We start from the raw sequence: 23,186 nt of genomic DNA, 5'->3' as shown, positions 1-23,186 counted from the left end.
GCCCGGCCGGCAAAGCCCACTGGGTCGTCATCTTCCGCCTGCGCCCTGTCCTTTGGAGCGACGGCTCCAAAGCCGCGGAAGTCCAGCTGTGTTACGCCGGCAAATCGGCCAGGAGAAAAGCAGGTGACATCTCCCCCGGTGCGCGTCGATGTGCGTTGTCGACTATTCACCCGGATTTACAGGGTTTTGGCTTACAGGGTTTCGGTTCAACCGTTCGCCGGGGACCACAACGGAGAAATGCATGACTGAGTTCGATGCCGGACGGCACATACTCCCGCGGCCGGACACGCGCCGGCCGCTGACGACCGCTATGGACGTTCACGACCAGGAGACCGCCTTCACTCCCATCGGTCCGGTCCCTCCGCCGGAGGGCGCACCGAACGTGGTGATCGTGCTCGTCGACGACCTCGGGTTCGGCACCTCCAGCGCATTCGGCGGGCCGTGCGAGATGCCGGCCGCGGAGCGACTCGCCGAGAACGGGCTGCGGTACACCCGCTTTCATGTGACGGCCCTGTGCTCGCCGACCCGGCAGGCCCTGCTGACCGGACGCAACCATCACTCGGTCGGCATGGGCGGCACCACCGAGATGACCACCGCCGCTCCCGGGTACAACGGATTCCGGCCGCGCAGCGCGGCGACCATGGCCCAGATCCTGCAGGGCAACGGCTACAGCACGGCGGCGTTCGGCAAATGGCACCAGACCCCGCCGAGGGAGATCAGCGCGGTCGGGCCGTTCGACCGCTGGCCGACCGGCGAGGGGTTCGACACCTTCTACGGGTTCATGGGTGCCGAGATGAACCACTGGTATCCGTTGCTTTACCAGGGCACCACCCCGGTCGAGCCGGATCGCCGGCTCGAAGACGGCTACCACCTTTCCGAGGATCTCGTCGACCACGCCATCGACTGGGTTACCACCCAGCGCACGCTGACTCCGGGCCGGCCGTTCTTCACCTACCTCGCGCTCGGCGCCGCACACGCTCCTCTGCACGTCGGCCGGGAATGGCAGGAGAAGTACCGCGGACGCTTCGACCGCGGCTGGGACCACCAGCGCGAACTGACCCTTCGGCGGCAGAAGGAACTCGGGGTCGTGCCCCCGGACGCGGAGCTCGCGAACTGGGCGGAAGGCGTTCCGCACTGGGACGAACTCACCGACAACCAGCGCCGGCTGGCGGCCAGGTTCATGGAGACGTTCGCCGGGTTCACCGAACATGCCGACGTACAGGTCGGCAGGTTCATCGACGCGCTGGACGAACTCGGCGAGCTGGACAACACACTCATCCTCTACATCCTCGGTGACAACGGCGCTTCGGGCGAAGGCGGCATCGAGGGGACGATCGTCGAGCACCGGCTCGGCCACGGTGTGGTGGACGACCCGGACGAGATGATCGAGCACCTCGACGAGATCGGCGGGCCGTACAGCTATCCGATCGCCCCGGCGGGGTGGGCGTTGGCCTTGAACACTCCCTACCAGTGGACCAAGCAGGTGGCCTCACACTTCGGCGGCACCCGGGACGGCATGATCCTGCACTGGCCCAGGGGGGTCCCCGAGCGGGGCGGGCTCCGCCACCAGTTCTCGCATGTGATCGATGTGCTGCCGACGATCCTGGACTGTGCGGGGATCCCGGCGCCGTTCAGCGTCGACGGGGTGACGCAGCAGCCCATCGAGGGGGCAAGCATGTGGCAGACGCTCGCCGATGCTGACGCGCCCGAGTTCCACCGCACGCAGTACTTCGAGATGTGCGGCAACCGGGGTATCTACCACGAGGGTTGGATGGCGGTCACCCGGCACGGCATCCCGTGGGAGATGGTGCCGGAACAGGGCCGGAGGTTCGCCGACGACGTCTGGGAGCTCTACGACCTGAACCACGACTCGAGTCAGGCGCACGACCTGGCCGCCGAGTATCCCGAGAAGTTGCGCCGGCTGCAGGACCTGTTCCTGATCGAAGCGGCGAAGTACCAGGTCTTCCCTCTGGACGACCGGGTCACCGAGCGGGAGAACCCCGCCGTGGCCGGACGCATCGATCTGCTCGGCGACCGGACGTCCGTGACCTACCGCGGGCGAATGCGGCGGTTCGCCGAGGAGACGACACCCAACATCAAGAACCGCTCGCACAGCATCACCGCGGACGTCGACGTGCCGGAGACAGCGGCCGAGGGCGTGCTCATCGCGCAGGGTGGCCGATTCGGCGGCTGGTCCCTGTACTTCACGGGTGGAAAGCCGGCGTACGTCTACAACTACTTCGGGATGAGCCTGTACACCGTGCGCGGTGGCGACCCCGTGACGCCGGGACGGCACGAGGTCCGGCTCGAGTTCGACTACGACGGCGGAGGACTCGGAAAGGGCGGAACCGCCGTGCTCATGGTGGACGGCGAAAAGCACGCCACCGGACGGATCGAGCGGACCATCCCGTACTACTTCTCGTTCGACGAGACGCTCAATGTCGGGGTGGACCTGAGTACGCCGGTGACCGACGACTATCCCGCCCTCGACAACGAGTTCACCGGGACCATTCACACGGTTCGCATCGACCTGGCCGTCCAGACCGCCGAATCGTCCGAGTTCGACGGTGGACTGCACCGGCGCGTCATGGGGGCCCAGTGAACTGCTGTGCGCCGTCCGGCGGCCGGGCGGCGGACCGGCCGTCGTCCCGACAGGCCACCGTCCGCCGGGCGACGACCGAGGACATGGTGGCCGTTCCCGCCAGCGAATTCCTCATGGGCAGCGAGGACGCACTCGCCTACCCTGCCGACGGGGAAGGCCCGGTGCGGACGGTGCACGTCGACGCTTTCTGGATGGACGCCTGCACGGTGTCGAACGCGCAGTTCGCGCGCTTCGCCGCCGAAACCGGGTACCGCTCCTCCGCCGAGCGGATCGGCTGGTCGTTCGTCTTCGCCGGTCTGCTCCCGGACGACTTCCCACCGACCCGGGGAGTGGTGGGCGCACCCTGGTGGCGCCAGGTCGAGGGCGCCGACTGGCGCCATCCCGACGGACCGCATTCCACCTGGGAGAACCGGGCGGATCACCCGGTCGTCCACGTCGACTGGCACGACGCACGCGCCTACTGCTCCTGGGCCGGCAAACGCCTGCCCACCGAGGCGGAATGGGAGCGCGCCGCCCGAGGAGGGCTGCACGGAAAGGTGTTCCCCTGGGGCGACGAACTCGAACCGGGCGGTCGCCCCCGGATGAACGTGTGGCAGGGCGACTTCCCGAACCGGCACCCGACCGCCGACGGCTGGTACGGCACCTGTCCGGTCAACGCCTTCGAGCCCAACGGCTTCGGCCTGTACAACGCCACCGGCAACGTCTGGGAATGGTGCGAGGACCCGTTCTCCCCCTCCCGTGACGACAAGCAGCGCGTCGCCAAAGGCGGCTCCTACCTGTGCCACGCGTCCTACTGCCGCCGCTACAGGGTCGCCGCGAGACAGGGCCTGCCCCCGGACTCGGCAACCGGCAACGTGGGGTTCCGGTGCGCCCTGGACATGGCTTGATCCCCATATCGCTTGATCCCCATATGGCTTTGTCCCTGGGGCCCACCCGCACGTCGCCGCCAGTCCGGTGGCGGGGCTCTTCATCGTACGGCTCGGAGTCATGTTCGACTCGACCACTCGGCAACGGCGCGGCGCGCCGGCGCATAAGGAGCAGGACCATGGCAAAGCAAGCAAGACAGTGGCGCGTCGGCTCGGCGGGCATAGCGGTCCTCGGCCTCGCCCTCACCGCCTGCGGCGGCGCGAAGGTCGGTGACAGCTCCGCCGGGGCCGACAGCAGCTCGGGCAAGTGCGGCACCTTCAACCTCGCGGTCAACCCCTGGGTGGGTTATGAGGCGGATGCGGCGGTCATCGGCTATGTCGCGGAACACGAACTCGGGTGCAAGGTCACCAAGAAGGACCTGAAGGCGGAAATCGGCTGGCAGGGGTTCGCGACGGGCGAGATCGACGCCATCCTGGAGAACTGGGGGCACGAGGATCTGAAGAAGAAGTACATCACCCGGCAGAAGACCGCCGTCAGCCTTGGCCAGACCGGCAACAAGGGCATCATCGGGTGGTACATCCCACCGTGGATCGCGAAGAAGTATCCGGACACCACGAGCTGGAAGAATCTCAACAAGTACGCGTCCCGGTTCAAGACCTCCGAGTCGGGTGGCAAGGGCCAGCTGCTGGACGGCGATCCGTCGTACCAGACCAACGACGAGGCGCTGGTGAAGAACCTGAAGCTGAACTTCAAGGTGGTGTACGCGGGCAGCGAGACCGCGCTCATCCAGGCCTTCCGGGACGCCGAGCAGAACAAGAAATGGGTGATCGGTTACTTCTACGAGCCGCAGTGGTTCCTCGCGGAGGTACCGCTGGTCAAAGTCGAACTGCCGAAGCACACGGCGGGCTGTGACGCCGATCCCGCGAAGGTCGCCTGCGATTACCCCGTGTTCGACCTCGACAAGATCGTCAGCACCAGGTTCGCGAAGTCCGGCAGCCCGGCCTATGACCTGGTGAAGAACTTCAAGTGGACCAATGACGACCAGAACACCGTGGCGAGGTACATCGCGTTGGACAAGATGTCGCCGGAGGCGGCGGCGAAGAAGTGGGTCGAAGCGAACCCCGACAAGGTCGAGGCCTGGCTCGGGTAGGGCGCGACAGGCCCATCCGCGGGACGCGCCCCCCATCGGCGTGCCCCGCGGTCACGGTGGTCGGCCACCGCACCGCCACCTCCACCGCCTGCGCCGCGGCTCAGCCGGTGGGTTCCTCGTGGCGGTACACCTGGCCGCCCTTCATCACGAACCGGACGTTCTCGGTCACGCCGATGTCCTTCAGCGGGTCACCGGGAACGGCGATGACGTCGGCGAGCAGGCCGGCCTCGAGGCGGCCCCGGTCGTCGGCGTCGATGAGCTCGGCGGCGACGGTCGTGGCCGCCCGGATCGCCTGCAGGGGCGCCATGCCCCGGTCGACGAGGGCGATCAGCTCCTTGGCTCCGCGGCCGTGCGGGACCGCGGGCGCGTCGGTGCCGCAGGCGATGCGGACCCCGCGCTCGATGGCCTTGCCGATGGTGGCCCGCGAGCGCGGGAAGACGTCTGCGGCCTTGGCCTGCAGCTCGGGTGCCGCGTGTGAGACGTCCATTCCCTCGGTCAGGTAGGTGGTCGCGACGAGGAAGGTTCCTCGCTCGACCATCAGGTCGAGCGTCTCGTCGCTCGCGAGGGAACCATGCTCGATGCAGTCGATGCCCGCGTCGAGCGCGGCACGGATCGCCGTGTCGCCCATGCAGTGGGCGGCCACCTTGCGTCCGGCGCGGTGGGCCTCGTCGACGATCGCCCGCAGCTCCTCGTCGGAGTACTGCTGGGCGCCGGCGGGACCGGTGTGCGACATGACGCCGTTGGAGGCGCAGACCTTGATGACCTCCGCGCCGTGCTTGATCTGGTAGCGCACCGCCTTGCGCACCTCGCTGACCCCGTTGGCGATGCCCTCCTCGACACTCAGCTCCATGATGTGCGGCGCGAACGCCTGGAACATGGTCGGGTCGAGATGCCCGCCGGTGGGCGTGATGGCGTGGCCCGCAGGCACCACCCGCGGGCCGTCGATCCAGCCCAGGTCGATCGCCTTCTTCAGGGCCACGTCCAGGAGGAGCCCGCCGGTCTGCACGAACAGGCCGAGGTTCCGCACCGTCGTGAATCCGGACCGGAGTGTCCTGCGCGCGTTGGCCACGGCGCGCAGGGTGCGTACGGCGGGGTCGTCCTGCACCGGGTTGAGGGGGCCCCGGTGGTCGGGGCCGCCGAGCAGCAGGTTGACCTCCATGTCCATCAGCCCCGGCAGCAGGGTGAGGTCGCCGAGATCGAGCACCACGGCGTCCTTCGGCACCGAGGCCGGTGCGACCTCGACGATGCGCTCACCGTCGATCAGGAGCTCCCCCGGTTGGACGTACTCGCCCTTGTCGACGTCGAGCAGGCGGGCGGCGCGCAGGAGGACGGGCGGTTGCGGTGTGCGGGGACGGGCCATCGAGCGGCTCCTTCGAAGGCGTCAGACGGGGGGTTCGAGGATCCGAAGGCGTCAGACGGCGGGTTCGAGGATCGCGTCGATGCTCGATGCGCCGGCGTCGGGGACCCTGGGCTGGCGCCACGCCTCCACCGGGAAGGCGACGGTCACCAGCGCACAGAACAGCCACAGCAGGCGCTTGTCCTCCTCGGAGATGGTGTCCATCTCGACCTTCTCCAGGTAGGACGTGCCGGACTCCAGGAGCGGGAACGCGGCGTTGTAGAAGGCGTCGAGCTCCTCCATGGTGCTGGCGATGCGCTTGGCGTAGCGGGCGCGTTCGGTCGGGATCGCCCAGTCCGCGAACGGCTCGAGATCGGCGAATTCGGGCGGGAAGATGTTGGCCATGGTTCGCGTCTCCTCGGATCAGGAAGCGGGCTGCGTCTGGGTCTGCCGCCGCTGGTGGTCGCGCACGTACTGATACGTGGTGTGGTGCAGGTGACGCAGCAGGACCTCCTGGTCGTTGAGCGGGAAGTCCGTCACCGCCCGCGACTCCAGCATGGTCTGCGTCGCTTCCAGGGTGTTGCCGTCCTGGAGTCCGTACTCCTTGAACGAGACGGCGGCGAGCTCCTGCTGCAGACGCTGGAAGGCGTTCTTCGGCGGGACGAAGTAGCACGTCCCCTCGAAGATGTGGGTGTTGTACGAGGTCGGCCAGTAGTGGTACGTGAGCACCCAGTTCGGCCGCCAGATCAGCAGCATGAAGTTCGGGAAGAAGACGAAGGAGTCCATGCCCCAGCGCGGGTCCCGGGTCGGGTTGACGGCCGAGGGCAGGTCCTCCATGGCCATGCCGATGTCCGGCGCGTCCCACGGCCCGAACAGCCCGCTGCGCAGCGCCTGTTCGATCGGCTTGACCATCTTCCGGTCGTGCGGCGGTGCGATGCCGCCCCAGGACGACACCATCCCGTGGGGTCCGTCCACGTCGTAGGCGAGTGCCTCGTAGCCGTACTTCTGGATCTTGCGGCGCTCCTCGGCCATGTACTGTCCGCCGTGCAGGATCGGCGCGTGGTAGAACTCGGCGAACGCGTCGATGAACAGCTTCCAGTTGCTGCCGATCTCGGCGCGGTACTTGTGCACCTGCGTCAGCTTGTCGAAGGGGTAGCCCTCGATACCGGCCGCGAACTTGCCGAGGTACTCGCGCAGCGGCGTCTTGTTCTCCGGATCGAGGTTGACGAAAATGAACCCCTCCCACACCTCCGTCTGGATCCCGATCAGCCCGTAGTCGGACTTGTCGAGATCGAAGAACTCGCCCTCCTGCTGGACGAAGGTCAGCTTGCCCTCGAGGTCGTAGCGCCAGGCGTGGTACTTGCAGGTGAACTGCCGGCAGACCCCGCTGGTCTCCTCGCGTGGGAAGTCGTTCCACACCAGCTTGTTGCCGCGGTGCCGGCACACGTTGTGGAACGCGCGCACTTCGCCATCCGAGCCACGCACGACGATCAGCGATGCGCCCGCCGCGTCCAGCTCCTTGGTGAAGAAGCTGCCCTTCTTCGGCAGCTGCTCGACGCGGCCGACGTTCAGCCATGTCCGACGGAAGATCGCGTCACGCTCCAGCTCGTAGAACTCCGGCGAAATCGAGTCCTCGAACGAGAGCGGCTCCGTGCCGATCTTGAGGTGCTCGGTCCAACTGCCCGCATCAGGCTTGGGGAAGTGCGCCATGGATCTGCCCTCCAGTCGGTTGCACAGGGCGTACAGGCATACGGTAACACCGATATCCCATTGAGAGAATGTTATTCTCGCTGGAGAGCGATCGTCAACCCTGTGCGTTACGGGGTCACGGTGGGCGAGAGGGCACGGGCCCTGCGCAGCAGGGCCGGCCACAGCGGTGGCATGGTGAACCGGCGCCGCACAACGGCGCAGGAAACGAACGCCGGGGGAACTACTCGAATCGGCCGACCAGTTGGCTGTCGGAATTCCACCGACCGGGGAGCGCCTTCCCGATGAGCAGCACGAGCACACCGGACACCGGCCGCTACGGCATCGTTCCCACACCCACCGCAGGACGGGCGGGCTGAAACCGGGGTGCCGCCGTGATGTCCGCCCCGGCTGGACGACTCACAGGTTCAAGGCGGTTTACAACGCCGCAGGTTCGGGGTCAGATGTTCCGGGCACATGGGGCAGCTCGCCGCTGCGGAACACCTCGGTGACGTCGATCGAACCGGTCGGAGCGGCGGCCGCGGCCAGGGCCTGAGCCTTGAACGCCCGCGCGGCGACGCTCAACCGGTGCTGCACTGAACCGACTCCGCTGTTGAGGTCCGCAGGACATCGGTCACCCCAGAGCCTGACGTCGGCCACGCCTCCCTCGAGGGCCTCCCGCACCATGCGCCGGACTCGTGCGTCGAGCCCGTAAAGATCCGCATCGACGGCTATGGCCTGTGGCCCCGGACCACGAACCGGTGCCGCCATCGCGCACTCCAGGTCGACGGCTCGGGCCCCGAGGATCCGCAGCGGCCGGGGATCGGCGTGGTCCGCGGTGAGGACCGTGGCGTCCCACCCGGCCATCACCTGGTCGAACAGCCAGCCTCCGGCGGACCGCACCACCTCGACCGTGCTCGGCGCGACCACCACGAGCCGGTGCCTCAGGAATCGTCCGAGGGCGGGGCGAGCTGCCGGGCGAGCGACCTGGAGTACTCCCGGAACACTTCGGTCAGCGGTATCGAAGGGTCGAGCAGCCACGATGTCTCCATCCCGTTGAGAAAGGCGGCGATCTCCACGGCCTTGACGGCCGGATCCAGGTCGGTGCGGTACTCGCCTGCGCGTTGGCCCCGCCGGATCTCCTCGGCGATGGTGTCGACCGCCGCCCGGTACCTGTCGAGGAAGCGTTCGTGCAGCGGGGCGTCGGGGTTGAGGTTCTCGATCAGGAGCACGGCGAACATGCCGACCAGATCGGGGGCCCGCCGGAAGCGCTCGGCACGCCCTTCGATCCGCTCGATCAAGTCGCCCGACGGATCCCTGGTGGCCTCGTCGTAGGCGTCGCGGGCGTCGAGCACCGCGTGGAGCAACTGCTCCTTGGACTCGAAGTGGTGCAGCAGGCCCGCCGGGCTGACGCCTGCCTCCCGGGCGATCTGCCCGAGGGTGATGCTGCGCCATCCGTTCCGCGTCAGCAACCGCTGGGCGACGGTCAGGATCCGCTGCCTGCGCTCCTCCCCCTTGGCGAGGAGCGTGGCGTACGGCCGTCGACCAGACACGGGACCCCCTTCGACCAACCTACTGAATCGAAAGTAGGTTGGTTACCCGGCCGTGACAAGGGTCTCATCCGAACGAAACCTGACGTCCTGAAAGCCCGTGGCTCATGCGCCTGTGACCTACTGCAGCTTCTGCTTCATCTCGTCCAGCCTGGCGAGGACCGGGTAGCCGGTGACACTCAGGGCGTTGCCGTGGCCGGTCTGGTGGATGTCGAAGACGGACTGGATCGCGGCATGGAAACCCTGCACGTCCAGCGTCTGGTTGACGGCCCGTTTGGCCTGGCGGAGCCCGAAGGACGGCATCGTCGCGATCCGCTCCGCCAGCGCCCGCGCCTCGTCGTCCAACTCCTCACGCGGCACCACCTTGTTGACCATGCCGATACGCTCGGCCTCGTCCGCGGTGAGCGGGCGGCCGGTGAACAGGATCTCCTTGGCCTTCCGGGCGCCCAACTCCCAGGTGTGGCCGTGGTATTCGACACCGCCGATCCCCATGATGACCACCGGGTCGGAGAACAGCGCGTCCTCGGCGGCGACGATCAGATCGCACGGCCAGCACAACATCAACCCGCCCGAGATGCAGCGCCCCTGAACAGCGGCGATCGACGGCTTCGGCACGTTCCGCCAGTGCAGGCTGTACTCCAGATACCGACGGCTCTCCGCCGAGTAGATCCACTCCAAGGTGATCTTCTCAGGGGACGGCGAGCCGCCCTTGAGGTCGTGCCCCGCGGAGAAGTGCTTTCCCTCTGCGCGCAGCACGATGACCTTCACGTCATCGTCCTCTGCGGCCCGCGTCCAGGCCGCGTCGAGCTCATCGAGGAGCTCGGCGTTCTGGGCGTTGGCGACCCCGGGCCGGTTCAGGGTGATCGTCGCGATGCGGTCCTTCGCCTCGTACAGGATGTTCACCGCGGCTCCTCAGCGTCGGGGCAGGCCGAGCAGGCGCTCGGCGATGATGGTGCGCTGGATCTCGGACGTGCCGCCGGCGATCGTGCCGCCGAAGCTCCGCGCATAGCGGTGGAACCAGCTGGCGAAGGCGTCGTCGTAGCTCATGTGGTAGTACGGCGCGGTGGTCGTCGGGTGGGTGAGCCCGTCGGGCCCGGCCGCCTCCAGCGCCCGCTCCAGGGCCTTCTGCGAGGCCTCCGAGCCGAGCACTTTCAGCACGGACAAGGCGGGGACGTCCGTGTCGCCGCGGGCGGCGCGGGCCAGGGCGGCCGAGCCGAGCAGGTTCAGCGCCTGCCGGTCCATGACGAGGGTGGCGTACCAGTCCTTGTCGAGGGGCGTGGAGGGGTGGAAGTCCCGTAGGAGGTCTCCCATGCGCTCGGCGTCGCCCAGCCACATCAGGGTGCGTTCGTGACCGAGTGAGCCGTTGGCCACCCGCCAGCCCTGGTTGAGCGGACCGACAAGGTTCTCGGCAGGGACGCGGACGTCCTCGAAGAAGACCTCGTTGAAGTCCTTGTCCTCGGGACCGGTGAACGCGGCGAACGGGCGGCGGGTCACCCCGGGCGTGGATGTGGGGATCAGCAGCACGCTGATGCCCTTGTGCTTGGGGGCGTCCGGGTCCGTGCGCACGAAGGTCAGCAGGACGTCGGCGTCATGCGCGCCGGAGGTCCACACCTTCTGCCCGTTGACGATGAAGTGGTCGCCGTCCAGCACGGCACGCGTACGCAGGGACGCCAAGTCCGACCCGGCACCGGGCTCGCTCATACCGAGGGCTGCGGTGATCTCCGCGCGCAGGATGGGCACGGCCCAGCGGTGCTTCTGCTCCTCGGTGCCGAAGGAGAGCAGCGAGGCGGCGATGATCCCGACGCCCTGGGGGTTGAAGCTGTGGAAGATACGGCGCCGGGACAGCTCCTGCAGATGCACGAACTGCTGGACGACGGTGGCGTTGCGCCCGCCGAACTCCGGGGGATTGCCAGGGAGCAGCCAGCCCGTGTCGAACTGGAGCCGCTGCCAGCGCCTCGCCCACTCGGGGAGGTGCCCTGTGGAGCGGGACCGCTCTGCGGCCTCGGCCTCCGTGGGGAGGTTGGCCTCCAAGAACGCCGCGAACTCGGCGCGGAAGGCCTCGACGTCGTCGTCAAAGGTCAGTCGCATGGCACTCCTCGGCGATCAGCGCCCGGTGCTCGGCCGCACCGCCGAGCAGCAGCTCGCCCGCCTTGGCCCGCTTGAGCGCGAACTGCAGGTCGTTTTCCCAGGTGGTCCCCATCGCTCCGAACAGCTGCACGCCGTGGCGGAACACAAGGGCCTGACACTCCCCCGCCGCGGCCTTCGCCATGGATGCGGCCATCCGGCGGCGCGGGTCGTCGGCGGCGATCGTCATCATCGCAAAGTAGGCGAGGGCACGGGCCCGCTCGATCGCCACGTGCATGTCGACCGCCTTGTGCTGGACGGCCTGGAAGGAGCCGATGAGGGCGTCGAACTGGCGGCGGGTGCGTACGTGCTCGAGGGTCAGGTCGAGAATCCGGCGGCAGGCGCCGACCATCGTCAGGGCCAGGCCGGCGAGGGCGAGGTGGCGGGCGCGCTCCGGGTCGGCCGTGCCGCGTGCGTCGTCGGTGACCCGTACCCCGGCGAAGGTGACATCGGCGACGTGCAGGAGCGGGTCGAAGACGGAGGTGCGCACGGCCGTCGCCTCCTCGGCGGGCACCACGAAGACGCCTTCCCGGGTGACGACGGCCAGCGAGTCGGCCCGGTCGCCGTCCAGCACATGCCGGGCGGTGCCTTCGAGCACCCAGCCCTCCTGGTCCCGGCGGGCGTTCACCCCTCCGAATGCGGCGGCCCCGGACTGCCCGGCCCACGTGCCCGCCCGAGCGAGGGGTGCGAACTGCGTCATCGTCGCCAGATAGGGCGTCGGATCGACGGCCCTCCCCAACTCCTCCAGGACGATCCCGAGTTCGACCGCCTCGGTCGGATCCGTGAGCTCTGTCCAGCCGAGGCCGTTGTAGGTGCGCCAGAGGGGTGCAGGGTCCGCCCCGCCGTCCACCACGGACCGGACCAGGGCAGGCGGGCACTCCTTGGCTACCGCGTCCCGGACGGTGTCCTGCCACAGCCGCTGGTCGGGGTCGAATTCAAAGAGCATCCCGGCCTCCGGTGACGAAGCCGCCGGCCGATGGCGTCAACTGCCCGAACTCGCGGTAGTTCTGGAAGTCCCGAGCCACGAACGGCCTCCTTGCCAGAGTTCCGGTGCATACAACGTGGGAGAATAACATTCTCATGAAGCGAAAGTAATAGTCTCCACTCGCCCTGCAGACGTCCGATCGAAGAGAAAAATCCCTCCCCCAACACTGCAGTAATGTTCTCCTCATGGCGCAGAAGACGAGTCAGCCCGTGAGCACACCGAGCGAAGAGCCGGCCTGGAAGCAGCGTGCGATCGAGCGTTCCACCCAGGCTGCGAAACGCCGAGCCGAGCAGAGGGTGGAGCGGTTCCTCGGCGCCGCGCAGGCGATCATGGCGGAGAAGGGCACCACCGACTTCACCGTGCAGGAGGTCATCGAGCGGTCCCGCCAGTCGCTGCGCAGCTTCTACCAGCACTTCGACGGCAAGCACGAACTGCTGCTCGCCCTGTTCGAAGACGCCATGAACCGGACGGCCGACCAGATCCGCGCCGCCGCGTCCGGCCATTCCGATCCGCTGGACCGCCTCAAGGTCGCCGTCCAACTGCTGTTCGAGCTTTCACGCCCCGACCCGACCGCGCAGCGCCCTCTGTTCACCGATTTCGCCCCGAGGTTGCTGGTCTCCCACCCCGCCGAGGTGAAGTTCGCCCACGCGCCGCTGCTCACCCTGTTCACCGAGCTGATGACAGAGGCCGAGACCGCCGGCCGGCTGCGCCCCGGCCCCAAGCCCCGCCGCCTGGCCGCCATGACCATGCAGACCGTCATGTTCAACGCCCAGTCCAGCGGCGCTCCCGACGACGAGAGCGCTCACCCCATCACGGCCGACGAGATCTGGGACTTCTGCTCCAGGGGATTCACCCACACCCGGTAGGAGACCTTGTTCCGGCCCTCAGCTCGTGGTGATGGCGCGTTCGGGACAGGACGCGGCGGCGCTGCGCACCGCCTGCTCGAACTCGACGGGCACCTCGGGTGTCTCCACCACGGTGTAGCCGTCGTCGGTCAGGACGAACACCTCGGGACAGGCCACGCAGCACACCCCGTGACCGCGGCAGCGTTCGTCGTCGACGGTGACCTTCATCGGGCGACTTCCTCGGCAGCAGGGGCGTCGGCGAGCGTGAACTCCAGGAAGAGACGCGTCAGTCCGCGCAGCATGAACGTCGGGACGTAGCGGTAGCGGCGGGCGCCCTCGGGGCCGTGCTTCTCCTCCGCGAGGCGGATGTCGGTGGTGCGGTCGAGGAGCCGCTCGATGGCCACCCGGGCCTCCGCACGGGCCAGCGGCGCTCCCGGGCAGGTGTGCACGCCGCGACCGAAGGCGAGGTGGCGGCGGACGTTCGAACGCCCGATGTCGAAGTCCGCGGGGCATGCGAACTGGCGGGGGTCCCGGTTGGCGGCCCCGTTGAGCACCATCACCGTCCTACCGGCCGGGATGTCGACCCCGCCCACCGTCGTCGGGACCTTGGACAACCGGAAGTCCCCCTTGACCGGGCTCTCGATGCGCAGCACCTCCTCTACGAAGGCGGGGATGCGGTCACGCTCGGCACGCAACTGCCGCTGAAGCTCGGGACGTTCTGCGATCAGCTTGAGTGCCGTACCGAGGAGGCGGACGGTCGTCTCCTGGCCTGCAGCGAAGAGGTTGGCGGCGACGCGTACGACATCGGCGACGTCGGGCAGCCGGCCATCGGGGAACGTCGCGGCGGCGAGGCCCGAGAGGACGTCCTCGCGCGGCGCCCGGCGGCGGTCCTCGATGTAGCGCGCCACCCGGTCGTACAGGTGCTCAAGGGGCGAGTGCGCCATGGTGCCCTCGCTGGTGCTGCCCATGGCCGCGCCGGCGGGCGGCCCGTGTCGCAGCTCCTCGGCGACCTCTGCCCGGTCCTCTTCCGGTACGCCGAGGAGGTCGGCGATGACGAGCATGGTGAAGGGGCCCGCGAACCCGTTGATGAACTCGGCTTCGCCGCCGGCGAGGAAGTCGTCGAGGAGGCCGTCGGCGAGGTGCCACATCGCCGCCTCGTTCTCCTTGAGCCGCTTCGGAGTGATCAGGCGCATCAGCAGCGCACGGTGGTCCGTGTGGACCGGCGGGTCGAGCGTGGGCAGCTGGTCGCTCATCGGGAGTTCGTCGCGGTGCTGCTCGATCAGCTCGCTGACGTCGTCGCCCTCGAGCGGGACGGGGAAGCCGGGGAACGGGCCGGTCACCGAGTTGCACGCGGAGAAGGTGTCGGTGTCGTTGTAGATCTGCACGGCCTCCTCGTATCCCGTCACCATCACCACGTCGTGGTGGTTCTCCCGGCGTACGGGGCACTGCGCACGCAGCGCGTCGAAGTACGGGTAGGGGTCCTCGATGAGCCCCTCGTCCCGGAAGAAGTCGGCCGACTCGTAGTCCTTCACTGTTCGTACGTTCCCTTCGGCGTGGTCACGGCTGCGGCTCGGTGACACGGTGCGGTTCGGCCTCGCCGCCGTCGACGAGCGGCAGGGGCAACGAGCGGCAGAGGCGCATCGACGACCGCTTCGGCGCCGCCTGAGCGGTCGCGCGCACTCAAGACCGTCCCGGGGATGGTCTCCCCCGTCATACGGACAGCAGCCTGGCCAGGTTGCCGCCCATGATCTTGGCCTGGTGCTCCTCGCTCATGTGCTTGATCGCTTCGAGGTAACTCGTCGGCTCCGCCAGGCCCTCGGGGTGCGGGTAGTCCGAACCGAACAGCACCTTGTCGACGCCGATGAGGTCGGCCAGCTCACCCAGGTCCTCCTCCCAGAACGGGCTGACGTGGATGTTGCGCTTGACGGCCGCCACCGGGTCACCGCCGAAGCCCTCCGGAGCCTTCTTGTAGACGTCCGCCAGGGTCTCCAGCAACGGCGCCACCCAGCTGGAGCCGTTCTCGATGACCGCGATCTTCAGCTCGGGGAAGCGGAACAGCGCACCGTGGCACACCCACGACGCCACCGCGTCCTGGACCGGCCGCCACTCACCGACCATCCGGAAGGTGTTGGTCTTGAACGGCAGCATCTCCTGGTCGGCGCCTTCCCACTCGCTGGTGTACCGGGAATAGCCGCTGTCCGACGAGTGCATGGTGACCAGGACGCCGTGCTCGACGACACGCTTCCAGAACGGATCGAACTCGGGCAACGCGAAGGACCGCGGGCCCCGGAACCCGGGAACGGGAGCCGGCCGGACCAGGATCGCCCGGGCACCGCGCTCGACGCACCAGTCGAGTTCCTCGATCGCCTTCTCGACGATGGGGAGGCTGATCACCGGGACGGTGAAGATGCGCTCCTTGTAGTTGAACGACCAGGTCTCGTGCAGCCACTGGTTGAGGGCGTGGACGACCACGTGGATCAGCTCCGGATCGTCGCGCATGCGCTCTTCGACGAGGCTGGCCAGCGTGGGGAACATCAGGGTCCGGTTGATGCCCAGTTCGTCCATCAGCTCCAGCCGCGGGGCCGGTTCACGGAAGGCGGGAATGGACCGCATCGGCTCGCCGAAGATCTCCCTGCGGCTCTTGCCCTCGGGGTTGCCGTTCCGGAAGTACTCCTCCATCGCGCCGGGGCGGGCGACCACCTCGAAGGTGGGGTTGGGGATGTAATCGCTGATCTGACCGCGGACGGCGATCTTGGTACGGCCGTTCACCTGCACGTACTGGATCGCGTCTCGGTACTGCTTGGGCAGGTACTTGGTCAGCGACTCCTCGGTCTCGTACAGGTGGTTGTCCGCGTCGAACAGCGGATACGGCAGCACGCGCGAGGGCATGAGATCCTCCTTTGCTCGATACGAGAAGCGTATTCTCCATATGTGCTCTACCGCAACGTCTCGGCGCAGGGGTACTTCTGGATCTCGACGCTCGCCGTGCGCGCGAGGTCCGCGAGCCGATCACTGCCGTCCGAGTCCCTCAACCGGTCCTGCTGAAGGTCGAGCGCAGGCCCCCGATAGGCTCGAGTGCTTGTGCAGCACGTGAGAGCAGAGGGACCAAGCGAGAGCAGAGGGAAGAGGAGCACCATGACTGCCGTGCGTGGAACATCCGTGGACGTCCCCACCCCGGACGGCACCGCCGACGCCTACGTGACCTATCCCGACGACGGCCGACCTCACCCCGCGGTGCTGTTCTACATGGACGCCTTCGGGCCGCGCCCTCACCTGAGGAAGATGGCCGACCGCCTCGCCGAGGCCGGCTACACCGTGATGGTTCCCAACGTCTTCTACCGCCACGGGCGCGCCCCGGTGGTGGAGCTGCCCGACTTCATCGGCCCCTCCCAGTCGCCTGGCATCTTCGAACAGCTCCGTCCGATCATGCGGTCGCTCACCCCGGACCTGGCCATGCGCGACGCGGAGGCCTATCTGAACTGGCTGGCCGCCTGCCCCCAGGCGACCGACGGGCCCGTCGGCATCACCGGCTACTGCATGGGCGCCGGCCTGGCGCTGCGTACCGCCGGCACCTACCCCGAGCGCGTGGCCGCCGCGGCCGGCTTTCACGGCGGGAACCTGGCCACCGAGGCCCCCGACAGCCCGCACCTGGTCGCCGACCGCATCACCGCCGAGCTGTACTTCGGCCACGCCGACCAGGACCGCTCCCTGCCCGCCGAGCAGATCGACCGCCTCGACAAAGCCCTCACCGCGGCCGGCGTCCGCCACCGCACCGAGGTCTACTCCGGCGCGCACCACGGCTATACGCAGTCCGACACCGCCGCCTACAACCCCGAAGCGGCGGAACGCCACTGGACAGCCCTTCTGGACCTCCTGGGCCGTGCCCTCTGATCTGCCCGCCTGCGCCGGCAAGGGACTTGGGCCCCAGGCGGGTTCCCATTTCAATCGGGAGGTTCCGCGGTTCCCATGAGGGTCATCCGGACCAGGTCGGACGTGGGATCGGCCAGTGCCGTGGCGCGCCCGGTGTGCAGCAGGACCAGGTCGGCGGGCTCGCCGCGCCGGACGCGCCGGGGTGGCCCGCCGGGGTCCTCGGGCGGGCCTAGGTAGGCATGGAGGGCGGCGGCCGGGGTGAGTGTCTCCTCGGGGGCGAGCATGTCGCCGAGCGGGGTCTTGCGCTGCACTGCGGCTGCGATGACGGCCCAGGGGTCCAGCGGCCCGTACGGAGCGTCGGAGGACAGGGCCAGCGGAATGCCGGCGTCGGTGAGGGAGCGGCAGCGGTAGAGGTCCGCGTGATCGTCGGCGGGGACGTCGCGTGCGTAGTCGTCGCCGCGGTCGGCGGGGAAACCGGGCTGGGTCACGACGCACAGCCCGAGCGCGGCGATGTCGCCGATCAACTCGCGGGGGACGACGGCTGCGTGTTCGATGCGGTCACCGGGCCGGGGACCTGCCTCCCGCAAGGCCACCAGCAGAAGCACGAGCGCCTCGCGGGTCACGGCGTGCACGGCCACGGCTCGGCCGTCGGTGTGCGCCGCGCGGATGAGTTCGATGAGGTCGTCGAGCGCGGGCAGGCCCGAGTCGGCCAGGACGATCTTGTAGGGGCCGATCGTGGGGCGGCGGGGGCCGGGTGGGGTGCCGTCAGAGGAGGCTCCGAGCGGGGCGCCGAGAAGGTGAACCCGCTGGGGAAGCGCCCCGCTCTCCATGTCGGCGGTGATGGCAGCAAGGGCGCCCGGAGCCACGTCGGGTGTGGCGTCGGTGACGGCGGTGATGCCGAACCGGGCGAGCTGGTGGCCGATGTCCGCGAGACCGGGCGGGCGGGTGCGTGGTAGGCGGGTGCGCAGCCAGTCGTCGGCACGCCACAACCGGCCGGTCGGCGTGCCGTCCGCGTGCCGTTCGATGCCGGGGTGGTCGCCGTGGGCGAGGGAGAGGGCGGTCGCGGCTGCGGTGTTGAGGATCCAGAGAGCGCCGCTGCGGTGCTGGATACGCACGGGGCGGTGAGGGTGGAGCCGGTCCAGGGCGGCCGCGTCAAGGTCGCCGGCGACGGCCTCGTGGTAGCCGGTGCCGCGGATCCAGCCGTGCTCGTCGGGCGCCGCCTTGGCGAGCGCCTCGCCGAGTGCGGCCGTGTCGCGAACGGCTGGTGGTCCGCAGGGTGTTGAGCGCTGGTGGGCGGCGAGGGCGTGCAGGTGCAGATGGTGGTCGACAAGGCCCGGCAGCAGCGCGCCACCACGACAGTCGAGCCTCTCCTCCCCTGGGCGGCGGGGCAGGGCCGGGGCGATCTCCGCGATGCGTCCGGCGGTGATACGGACGTCGGCGCGACGGCCGTCGTCGAGCTCGGCGTCGCGCAGCAGCAGGCTGCCGATGCTCACCAGGCTGTCCGTCCTGAGTACGCGGGTCATGGTGCCGGGATCCCGAGACCGCGCAGCACCTCGGTGGTGTGCTCACCCATGCGGGGTGCGTCCCCGGCGGGTTCGCGCCGACGGGGTTCCGCGACGGCGACGCATCCGTCGGCGGTCTCGACCGTCCACCCCGTGCCGGTGGGGCGGGCTGCGGTGGCGGGCCCGGGTGGTTCGTCGTCCAGTGTGGCGGCGACGACGTCGGTCATCGCGACATCGTGCAGGACACCGGAGCCGTCGGCAGGGGCGGTCAACGCCAGGGCGGCGGCGGTCAGGCCGGTCAGTGGGTCGGCTATCGCGTCGCCGCAGAACAGAGGGGTGCCGTCGGGTTCGCGGGCGACCAGGCCGGCAGCGGCTGCCACGTCGTCCCCGAAACCGACCCGGTCGCTGCCGCGCCCGGCGGCGGTGATGGAGATCCAGGTGGTACCGGCGGCCACCGCGGCGTGGGCGTCGAGGCCGAAGCGGGCCAGTGCGCGCGAGCGGGAGGCCTCGATCACGATGTCGGCGGCGGCCACGAGCGCGGCCAGCGCACGACGGCCGGACGCGGTGCCGGGGTCGAGGACGACGGACTCGTGCCCGGCGTGCAGCAAGCGGTAGAAGCCGGTGTGGCCACGGCGGGCGCCGTCCGGGCGGGTCGGTGTTTCGACCTTGACCACGCGGGCTCCGGCGAGACCGAGCAGGTGGGCGCAGAGCGGACCGGCCCACAGCGCGCTGAAATCGACGACGAGCAGGCCGTCTACGGGCCGGGGCTCCAGCGGCATCTGTGACGGCCGGAGGCGAGTGGGAACACCTGCGCTGACCGGACCGGCGGCAAGGCCGAGGAGCGCGGCCCGCTCCGCCAGTTCGGCGCCACTGTGCGCCCCCAGCCAAGCTGCGACAGCGGGCCAGGGGTCACCGGTGAGCTCGGTGCCGATAAGGGCGCCGAGCAGCGCGGGGTCATCGGGGCGGGCACACGACACCGCAGCCCAGCCGTCAGCGGTCTGCAGCAGTCGGCAGGCGCCGCCTGCAGAGGTCCGGCCCCGCCGGGAGTGGCCCGTGAACGCGGCTCGTTCTGCGAGCAGTTCGGCGCCGTCCAGCCGGACCGGCGCGGCGGTGCCGACTGTCAGCGCGGCGATCCGGGCGGAGAGCTCGCGGGCCTGGGACGCCGCGCGCCCGGGCGGTACGAGCGGGGTGCCGTCGGGGCGTCCGGTGAGCGCGACGACCCCACTGGACGCCCAGTCAGTCATCGGATCCGTGGCGACGGTCATGCCGCTGACCAGCCTGAACCCGACATGACAGTGAGCACGAGGCCGACGATACACTCACGATCGCCCGCCGGGACCTTCGAGGAGCGTGGCCTTTCACCAAGGAGCGTGGCCTTCCATGTCGTCCGTGCCCGTGATCAGCCCGACGCAACTGGCAGACGGCGCGGCGCACACCCCACTGCTCGATACGGCAGCGCGGCCCATCGATCCCGTCCTGGCCGTCGACCTGGACGAGCCCGCTTCGCCCGCCGTACTTGGTACTGCGATCCGCCGCGCCAGGGCATGTGATCGGCTGCTCGTCGGCATCGCGGGCGGCAGGGCGGCGACAGCGCCAACCGAGGCGGAAACGCTGGCGGCGGCACTCGACATGACCCTGGTCGATCGGAGGATGGAGTCCAGCGGCCGCCCGTTCGTCCCGGTGCCCGATCCGGCCGCCGCACTGGCCGGGCTCGCAGCCGCGGTGGCGGCTAACCCCCAGGCCGCACTCGTACTGGCCGGGCTTCTGCGCATGGCCGAGACGCTCCTGGTACGCGATGCCCTGGATGCGGAGTCGCTGGCGTACTCCACACTGCTCGGCGGAGCGGAGTTCCAGCGTTGGCTCACCGCACGCGGCCCGGGCCTGCTACCCCCGCCTGTGCCGGACCCTGTACTGGTCGCCCGGCACGGGGACGTTCTGGAGGTGACCCTCAACCGCCCGGCGCGGCGCAACGCGTACGACCGGCAGATGAGGGACGCGCTGGTCGAGGCCCTGCACCTCGCCGCCCTCGACGACACCGTCACGCGCGTGGTGCTCACCGGCGCCGGACCGGCGTTCTGCTCGGGCGGAGATCTCGACGAGTTCGGCACCACCCCCGACGCGGCCACCGCCCATCTCGTGCGGACCCGCGCCGGTGCCGGCCGGCTCATCCACCAACTGCGCGATCGGACGCAGGTGCGGGTCCACGGCACATGCGTGGGCTCCGGCATCGAACTGCCCGCGTTCGCCGGGACTGTCCTGGCCGCCCCGGGCACCACCTTCAGGCTGCCCGAAGTCGGCATGGGCCTGATCCCCGGCGCCGGCGGTACCGTCAGCATTCCGCGCCGCATCGGTCGCTGGCGCACCCTCTACCTCGCGATCAGCGGCACCTGTCTGGACGCTACGACCGCTCTCTCCTGGGGACTTGTCGACGAAGTCCGCGCATGACGACCAGTCAGGTCAGGTCAGGTCAGGTCAGGTCAGGTCAGGTCAGGTCAGGTCAGGTCTAGCCTGATCGCATTGGCGATGATCTCGCCGATGAGGACAGCGGTCGCCGCAGGTCCGCGGTGAGGCGTGTCCGGGAGGATCGACGTGTCCGCGACGCGCAGCCCACGTACGCCGTGGACGCGCCCGAACTGGTCGACGGCAGCGTGCTCCGGATCATCGGCGGGTCCCATCGGGACGGTGCCGCAGGTGTGCTGGGCGGTGCCGAGGTGGTCGCCGATCCAGCGGTCGAGGGAGCGGTCGTCGTCGAGGACGTCGGGGGCCGGATCGAGCAGCCCGTCGGCGATGTCGGCGAAGGGCGGGGTGTCGAGGAGGGCTGCGGTGACGCGCACGGCTTCGCGTAGGACGCGGTAGTCGTCGGGCGTGCTCAGGTAGCCGAAGTCGATGGTCAGTGGTGTGGTGGGATCCGCGGATTCGACGCGCAGTCGGCCGGTGGGCCTGGGTGCCTGGGCGGATACGAGGAACGACAGAGGGGCGCCCAGGACACGCACGACGCCGCCCACGAGCCCGGCCATGGGGACCAGGGACTGGAGTATTTCCAGATCGCCGGGGCTCTGGGGCGTGCTGCCCGGGGAGGGAAGGTGCAGACAGCCGCCGAGCCAGGAGTCGGCCGGCTCGCCCAGGTCCCCTCGTGGGGCCCAGTCCAGGACGACCTGTGGGTGGTCGCTGAAGCGGGTGCCGACGGCCGGGACGTCCCGGACGACGGGAATGCCGAGCCGTTCGAGGTCGCCGCGCGGTCCGATTCCGGAGAGTTGGAGCAGGTGGGGGGTACTGAAGGCCCCGCCGCTGAGCACGACTGCGCCGGCGTGAACGGTGGCGAGTTCGCCGTCCCTTTGGACGACGACGCCGGTGGCGCGGCCGTGCTCGATGACGACCCGGCGAGCCTGGCAGCCGCCGAGGACGGTGAGGTTGGACCGGTCGAGCACCTCGGGTGGGAGATAGCTGAGGCCGGTGTTGCGGCGCACTCCGTCAACGGAGTTGGAGGGTACGGGCCCGAAGCCCGGCGCCGCCTGATCGTTCTTGTCGGGGTCGGATGGGAAGCCGAGAGCGCGGGTCGCGTCGCGGAAGGCCGCAGCGGCCGGGTGCTCCAGGCGGCTTCGCCGGATCCGCATCGGGCCCTGGCCGCCATGAAGTTCGCTCGGGCCGAAGTCGAGGTCGTTCTCCAGCCTGCGCAGGAACGGCAGGACCTGGTCGTGGGCCCAGGCGGGATTGCCTGCGGCGGCCCAGCGGTCGAAGTCCTCGCGCCGCGCACGTACGAAGTATCCGCCGTTGACGGTGGTCGAGCCGCCGAGGATGCGCCCGCGCGGGACCGTCCAAGGCCGCTCCGGTGTGAGATGCACGTGGTACGCGGTCGTGGCGGGATGGTCGGGCTGCGCGCCCGGAACCAGTCGCGCGTCCAGCAGTGCGGGGCCGAATCCGGCCGTGCCGTACGGCATCGGCCCGGCCTCCAGCAGCAGCACGCTCCGGCCGGGATCCTCGGTCAGCCGTGCCGCGAGTACCGCACCGGCTGCCCCGGCGCCGACCACGACGACATCCGGCCGGCGGCTCACCGGACTCGTACCGAACGGCGGTGGGAGGAGCGTGGGATCTGTCCCATGATCAATGCATCCAAGTCGGCTCCGGCTGCGGAACGCAAGCCCCGTGCTCGTGCCGGACGCAATCCCACGCTCCTGCCGGACCCGAGCCCCATGCTCGTCGCGAGATCACTTCAGCAGTTTCCAACGTGCGGACGCAGTGAATTTTGCGCAGTTCAAAGCGGGTTGAGAGCCTTCCGCGCACGAGGCTCCGATCGGCTCGAGTGAAATTGGCGCCGACCGACGCCTTCCTTTTGGCACCCCATGCCAAATACTCTCCCGGTGTCTGCACGGCACGGTCAGCGATGCTCGCGTTCCCAAGTGCGTAGCGCTGTCCTGCCTGCACTTCGTTCCACGCACCCTGGGGGTGTGCGCACCAACCGTGCCCACCCGCGCTCCTGTTCGCGTGCACCCCAGCCGGCACACACCCGTGTAGGCCCGCGCTCGTGAGGGAGACCGCATGAACGAGACAAGCTCCACCCAGGCCGAGCAGAACCACGCCGACGAGATCACGTCACCCGATGGACTCATCGAGGCCGAGGATCTGATCGAGGAGGTCTCGATCGACGGCATGTGCGGCGTCTACTAGGCCG

Annotated in this window: 22 protein-coding genes; 7 read left to right on the top strand and 15 right to left on the bottom strand. The window is 69.3% G+C overall.

What is annotated here, in order from left to right; translation table 11 throughout:
• Window positions 1–241: 241 nt before the first annotated feature.
• The 3 genes from H1D24_RS19275 to H1D24_RS19265 all read left to right on the top strand — a co-directional run bounded on the left by H1D24_RS19275 (window position 242) and on the right by H1D24_RS19265 (window position 4,619).
• A complete protein-coding gene (locus H1D24_RS19275) occupies window positions 242–2,602 on the top strand; it encodes an arylsulfatase (RefSeq protein WP_181658854.1) in 2,361 nt (786 codons plus the stop codon).
• A complete protein-coding gene (locus tag H1D24_RS19270; protein WP_508477695.1) occupies window positions 2,599–3,489 on the top strand; it encodes a formylglycine-generating enzyme family protein in 891 nt (296 codons plus the stop codon). Before H1D24_RS19275 ends, H1D24_RS19270 begins: the two co-directional genes overlap by 4 nt.
• Before the next feature lie 158 nt (window positions 3,490–3,647).
• Window positions 3,648–4,619: an ABC transporter substrate-binding protein gene (locus H1D24_RS19265; RefSeq protein ID WP_181658852.1), complete on the top strand. Its 972-nt coding sequence runs from the start codon at window positions 3,648–3,650 to the stop codon at window positions 4,617–4,619.
• A gap of 100 nt (window positions 4,620–4,719) precedes the next feature.
• On the opposite strand, the gene H1D24_RS19260 is transcribed toward H1D24_RS19265, so the two are convergent.
• From H1D24_RS19260 to H1D24_RS19225, 8 genes are all read right to left on the bottom strand, one after another.
• Window positions 4,720–5,979: a metal-dependent hydrolase family protein gene (locus H1D24_RS19260; protein ID WP_181658851.1), complete on the bottom strand. Its 1,260-nt coding sequence runs from the start codon at window positions 5,977–5,979 to the stop codon at window positions 4,720–4,722.
• A 51-nt stretch (window positions 5,980–6,030) separates the two neighbouring features.
• A complete protein-coding gene (locus H1D24_RS19255; RefSeq protein WP_181658850.1) occupies window positions 6,031–6,360 on the bottom strand; it encodes a hypothetical protein in 330 nt (109 codons plus the stop codon).
• An 18-nt stretch (window positions 6,361–6,378) separates the two neighbouring features.
• Complete coding sequence (locus H1D24_RS19250; protein ID WP_181658849.1) at window positions 6,379–7,665, bottom strand: aromatic ring-hydroxylating oxygenase subunit alpha; 1,287 nt, start codon at window positions 7,663–7,665, stop codon at window positions 6,379–6,381.
• A gap of 414 nt (window positions 7,666–8,079) precedes the next feature.
• Window positions 8,080–8,574 carry a hypothetical protein gene (locus tag H1D24_RS19245; protein ID WP_220136922.1) on the bottom strand — a complete coding sequence of 165 codons (495 nt, stop codon included), beginning with the start codon at window positions 8,572–8,574 and terminating at the stop codon, window positions 8,080–8,082.
• 11 nt (window positions 8,575–8,585) lie between these two features.
• Entirely contained in the window at window positions 8,586–9,194 is a 609-nt protein-coding gene (locus tag H1D24_RS19240) for a TetR/AcrR family transcriptional regulator (RefSeq protein WP_181658848.1), read from the bottom strand.
• 117 nt (window positions 9,195–9,311) lie between these two features.
• Window positions 9,312–10,094, bottom strand: coding sequence for an enoyl-CoA hydratase (locus H1D24_RS19235; RefSeq protein ID WP_181658847.1), 783 nt, complete (start codon window positions 10,092–10,094; stop codon window positions 9,312–9,314).
• Between the two features lie 9 nt (window positions 10,095–10,103).
• Window positions 10,104–11,279, bottom strand: coding sequence for an acyl-CoA dehydrogenase family protein (locus H1D24_RS19230; RefSeq protein ID WP_181658846.1), 1,176 nt, complete (start codon window positions 11,277–11,279; stop codon window positions 10,104–10,106).
• A complete protein-coding gene (locus H1D24_RS19225) occupies window positions 11,263–12,261 on the bottom strand; it encodes an acyl-CoA dehydrogenase family protein (protein ID WP_181658845.1) in 999 nt (332 codons plus the stop codon). Before H1D24_RS19225 ends, H1D24_RS19230 begins: the two co-directional genes overlap by 17 nt.
• Before the next feature lie 224 nt (window positions 12,262–12,485).
• On the opposite strand from H1D24_RS19225, the gene H1D24_RS19220 reads away from it, so the two are divergent.
• Window positions 12,486–13,166, top strand: a complete 681-nt coding sequence (locus H1D24_RS19220; protein ID WP_220136921.1) for a TetR/AcrR family transcriptional regulator — start codon at window positions 12,486–12,488, stop codon at window positions 13,164–13,166.
• An 18-nt stretch (window positions 13,167–13,184) separates the two neighbouring features.
• Here the strand turns inward: H1D24_RS19220 and H1D24_RS19215 are convergent, their stop codons facing one another.
• From H1D24_RS19215 to H1D24_RS19205, 4 genes are read right to left on the bottom strand one after another with little or no spacing between them, the layout of a single operon-like run.
• Complete coding sequence (locus H1D24_RS19215) at window positions 13,185–13,373, bottom strand: ferredoxin (RefSeq protein WP_181658844.1); 189 nt, start codon at window positions 13,371–13,373, stop codon at window positions 13,185–13,187.
• Complete coding sequence (locus H1D24_RS43620; RefSeq protein WP_181658843.1) at window positions 13,370–14,677, bottom strand: cytochrome P450; 1,308 nt, start codon at window positions 14,675–14,677, stop codon at window positions 13,370–13,372. The genes H1D24_RS19215 and H1D24_RS43620 overlap by 4 nt, the downstream gene beginning before the upstream one ends.
• 25 nt (window positions 14,678–14,702) lie before the next feature.
• The gene (locus tag H1D24_RS42480) at window positions 14,703–14,825 is read right to left on the bottom strand and encodes a hypothetical protein (RefSeq protein ID WP_258564172.1); all 123 of its coding nucleotides are present in this window, start codon (window positions 14,823–14,825) and stop codon (window positions 14,703–14,705) included.
• A 30-nt stretch (window positions 14,826–14,855) separates the two neighbouring features.
• The gene (locus H1D24_RS19205) at window positions 14,856–16,034 is read right to left on the bottom strand and encodes an amidohydrolase family protein (RefSeq protein ID WP_181658842.1); all 1,179 of its coding nucleotides are present in this window, start codon (window positions 16,032–16,034) and stop codon (window positions 14,856–14,858) included.
• A 246-nt stretch (window positions 16,035–16,280) separates the two neighbouring features.
• On the opposite strand from H1D24_RS19205, the gene H1D24_RS19200 reads away from it, so the two are divergent.
• Window positions 16,281–17,036: a dienelactone hydrolase family protein gene (locus tag H1D24_RS19200; protein ID WP_181658841.1), complete on the top strand. Its 756-nt coding sequence runs from the start codon at window positions 16,281–16,283 to the stop codon at window positions 17,034–17,036.
• Window positions 17,037–17,086: 50 nt separating this feature from the next.
• On the opposite strand, the gene H1D24_RS19195 is transcribed toward H1D24_RS19200, so the two are convergent.
• Entirely contained in the window at window positions 17,087–18,538 is a 1,452-nt protein-coding gene (locus H1D24_RS19195) for an amidohydrolase family protein (RefSeq protein ID WP_181658840.1), read from the bottom strand.
• Window positions 18,535–19,782, bottom strand: a complete 1,248-nt coding sequence (locus H1D24_RS19190) for a CoA transferase (protein ID WP_220136920.1) — start codon at window positions 19,780–19,782, stop codon at window positions 18,535–18,537. Before H1D24_RS19190 ends, H1D24_RS19195 begins: the two co-directional genes overlap by 4 nt.
• Window positions 19,783–19,897: 115 nt before the next feature.
• Here H1D24_RS19190 and H1D24_RS19185 point away from each other — a divergent pair, with 115 nt between their 5' ends.
• Entirely contained in the window at window positions 19,898–20,962 is a 1,065-nt protein-coding gene (locus H1D24_RS19185; RefSeq protein ID WP_181658839.1) for an enoyl-CoA hydratase/isomerase family protein, read from the top strand.
• A 47-nt stretch (window positions 20,963–21,009) separates the two neighbouring features.
• Here H1D24_RS19185 and mftG read toward each other — a convergent pair whose 3' ends face one another.
• The gene (gene mftG / locus H1D24_RS19180; RefSeq protein WP_309484387.1) at window positions 21,010–22,569 is read right to left on the bottom strand and encodes a mycofactocin dehydrogenase MftG; all 1,560 of its coding nucleotides are present in this window, start codon (window positions 22,567–22,569) and stop codon (window positions 21,010–21,012) included.
• Between the two features lie 484 nt (window positions 22,570–23,053).
• Between mftG and mftA the strand changes: the two genes are divergently transcribed.
• Window positions 23,054–23,182 carry a mycofactocin precursor MftA gene (gene mftA, locus H1D24_RS19175; protein ID WP_181658838.1) on the top strand — a complete coding sequence of 43 codons (129 nt, stop codon included), beginning with the start codon at window positions 23,054–23,056 and terminating at the stop codon, window positions 23,180–23,182.
• Window positions 23,183–23,186: the final 4 nt, after the last annotated feature.

The sequence above is a fragment of the Streptomyces himalayensis subsp. himalayensis genome, assembly GCF_013778455.1.
Classification (GTDB): Bacteria; Actinomycetota; Actinomycetes; order Streptomycetales; family Streptomycetaceae; genus Streptomyces; species Streptomyces himalayensis.
The sequence above is the reverse complement of the archived record's forward strand: the minus strand, read 5'-3'. Positions and strand labels throughout refer to the sequence as shown.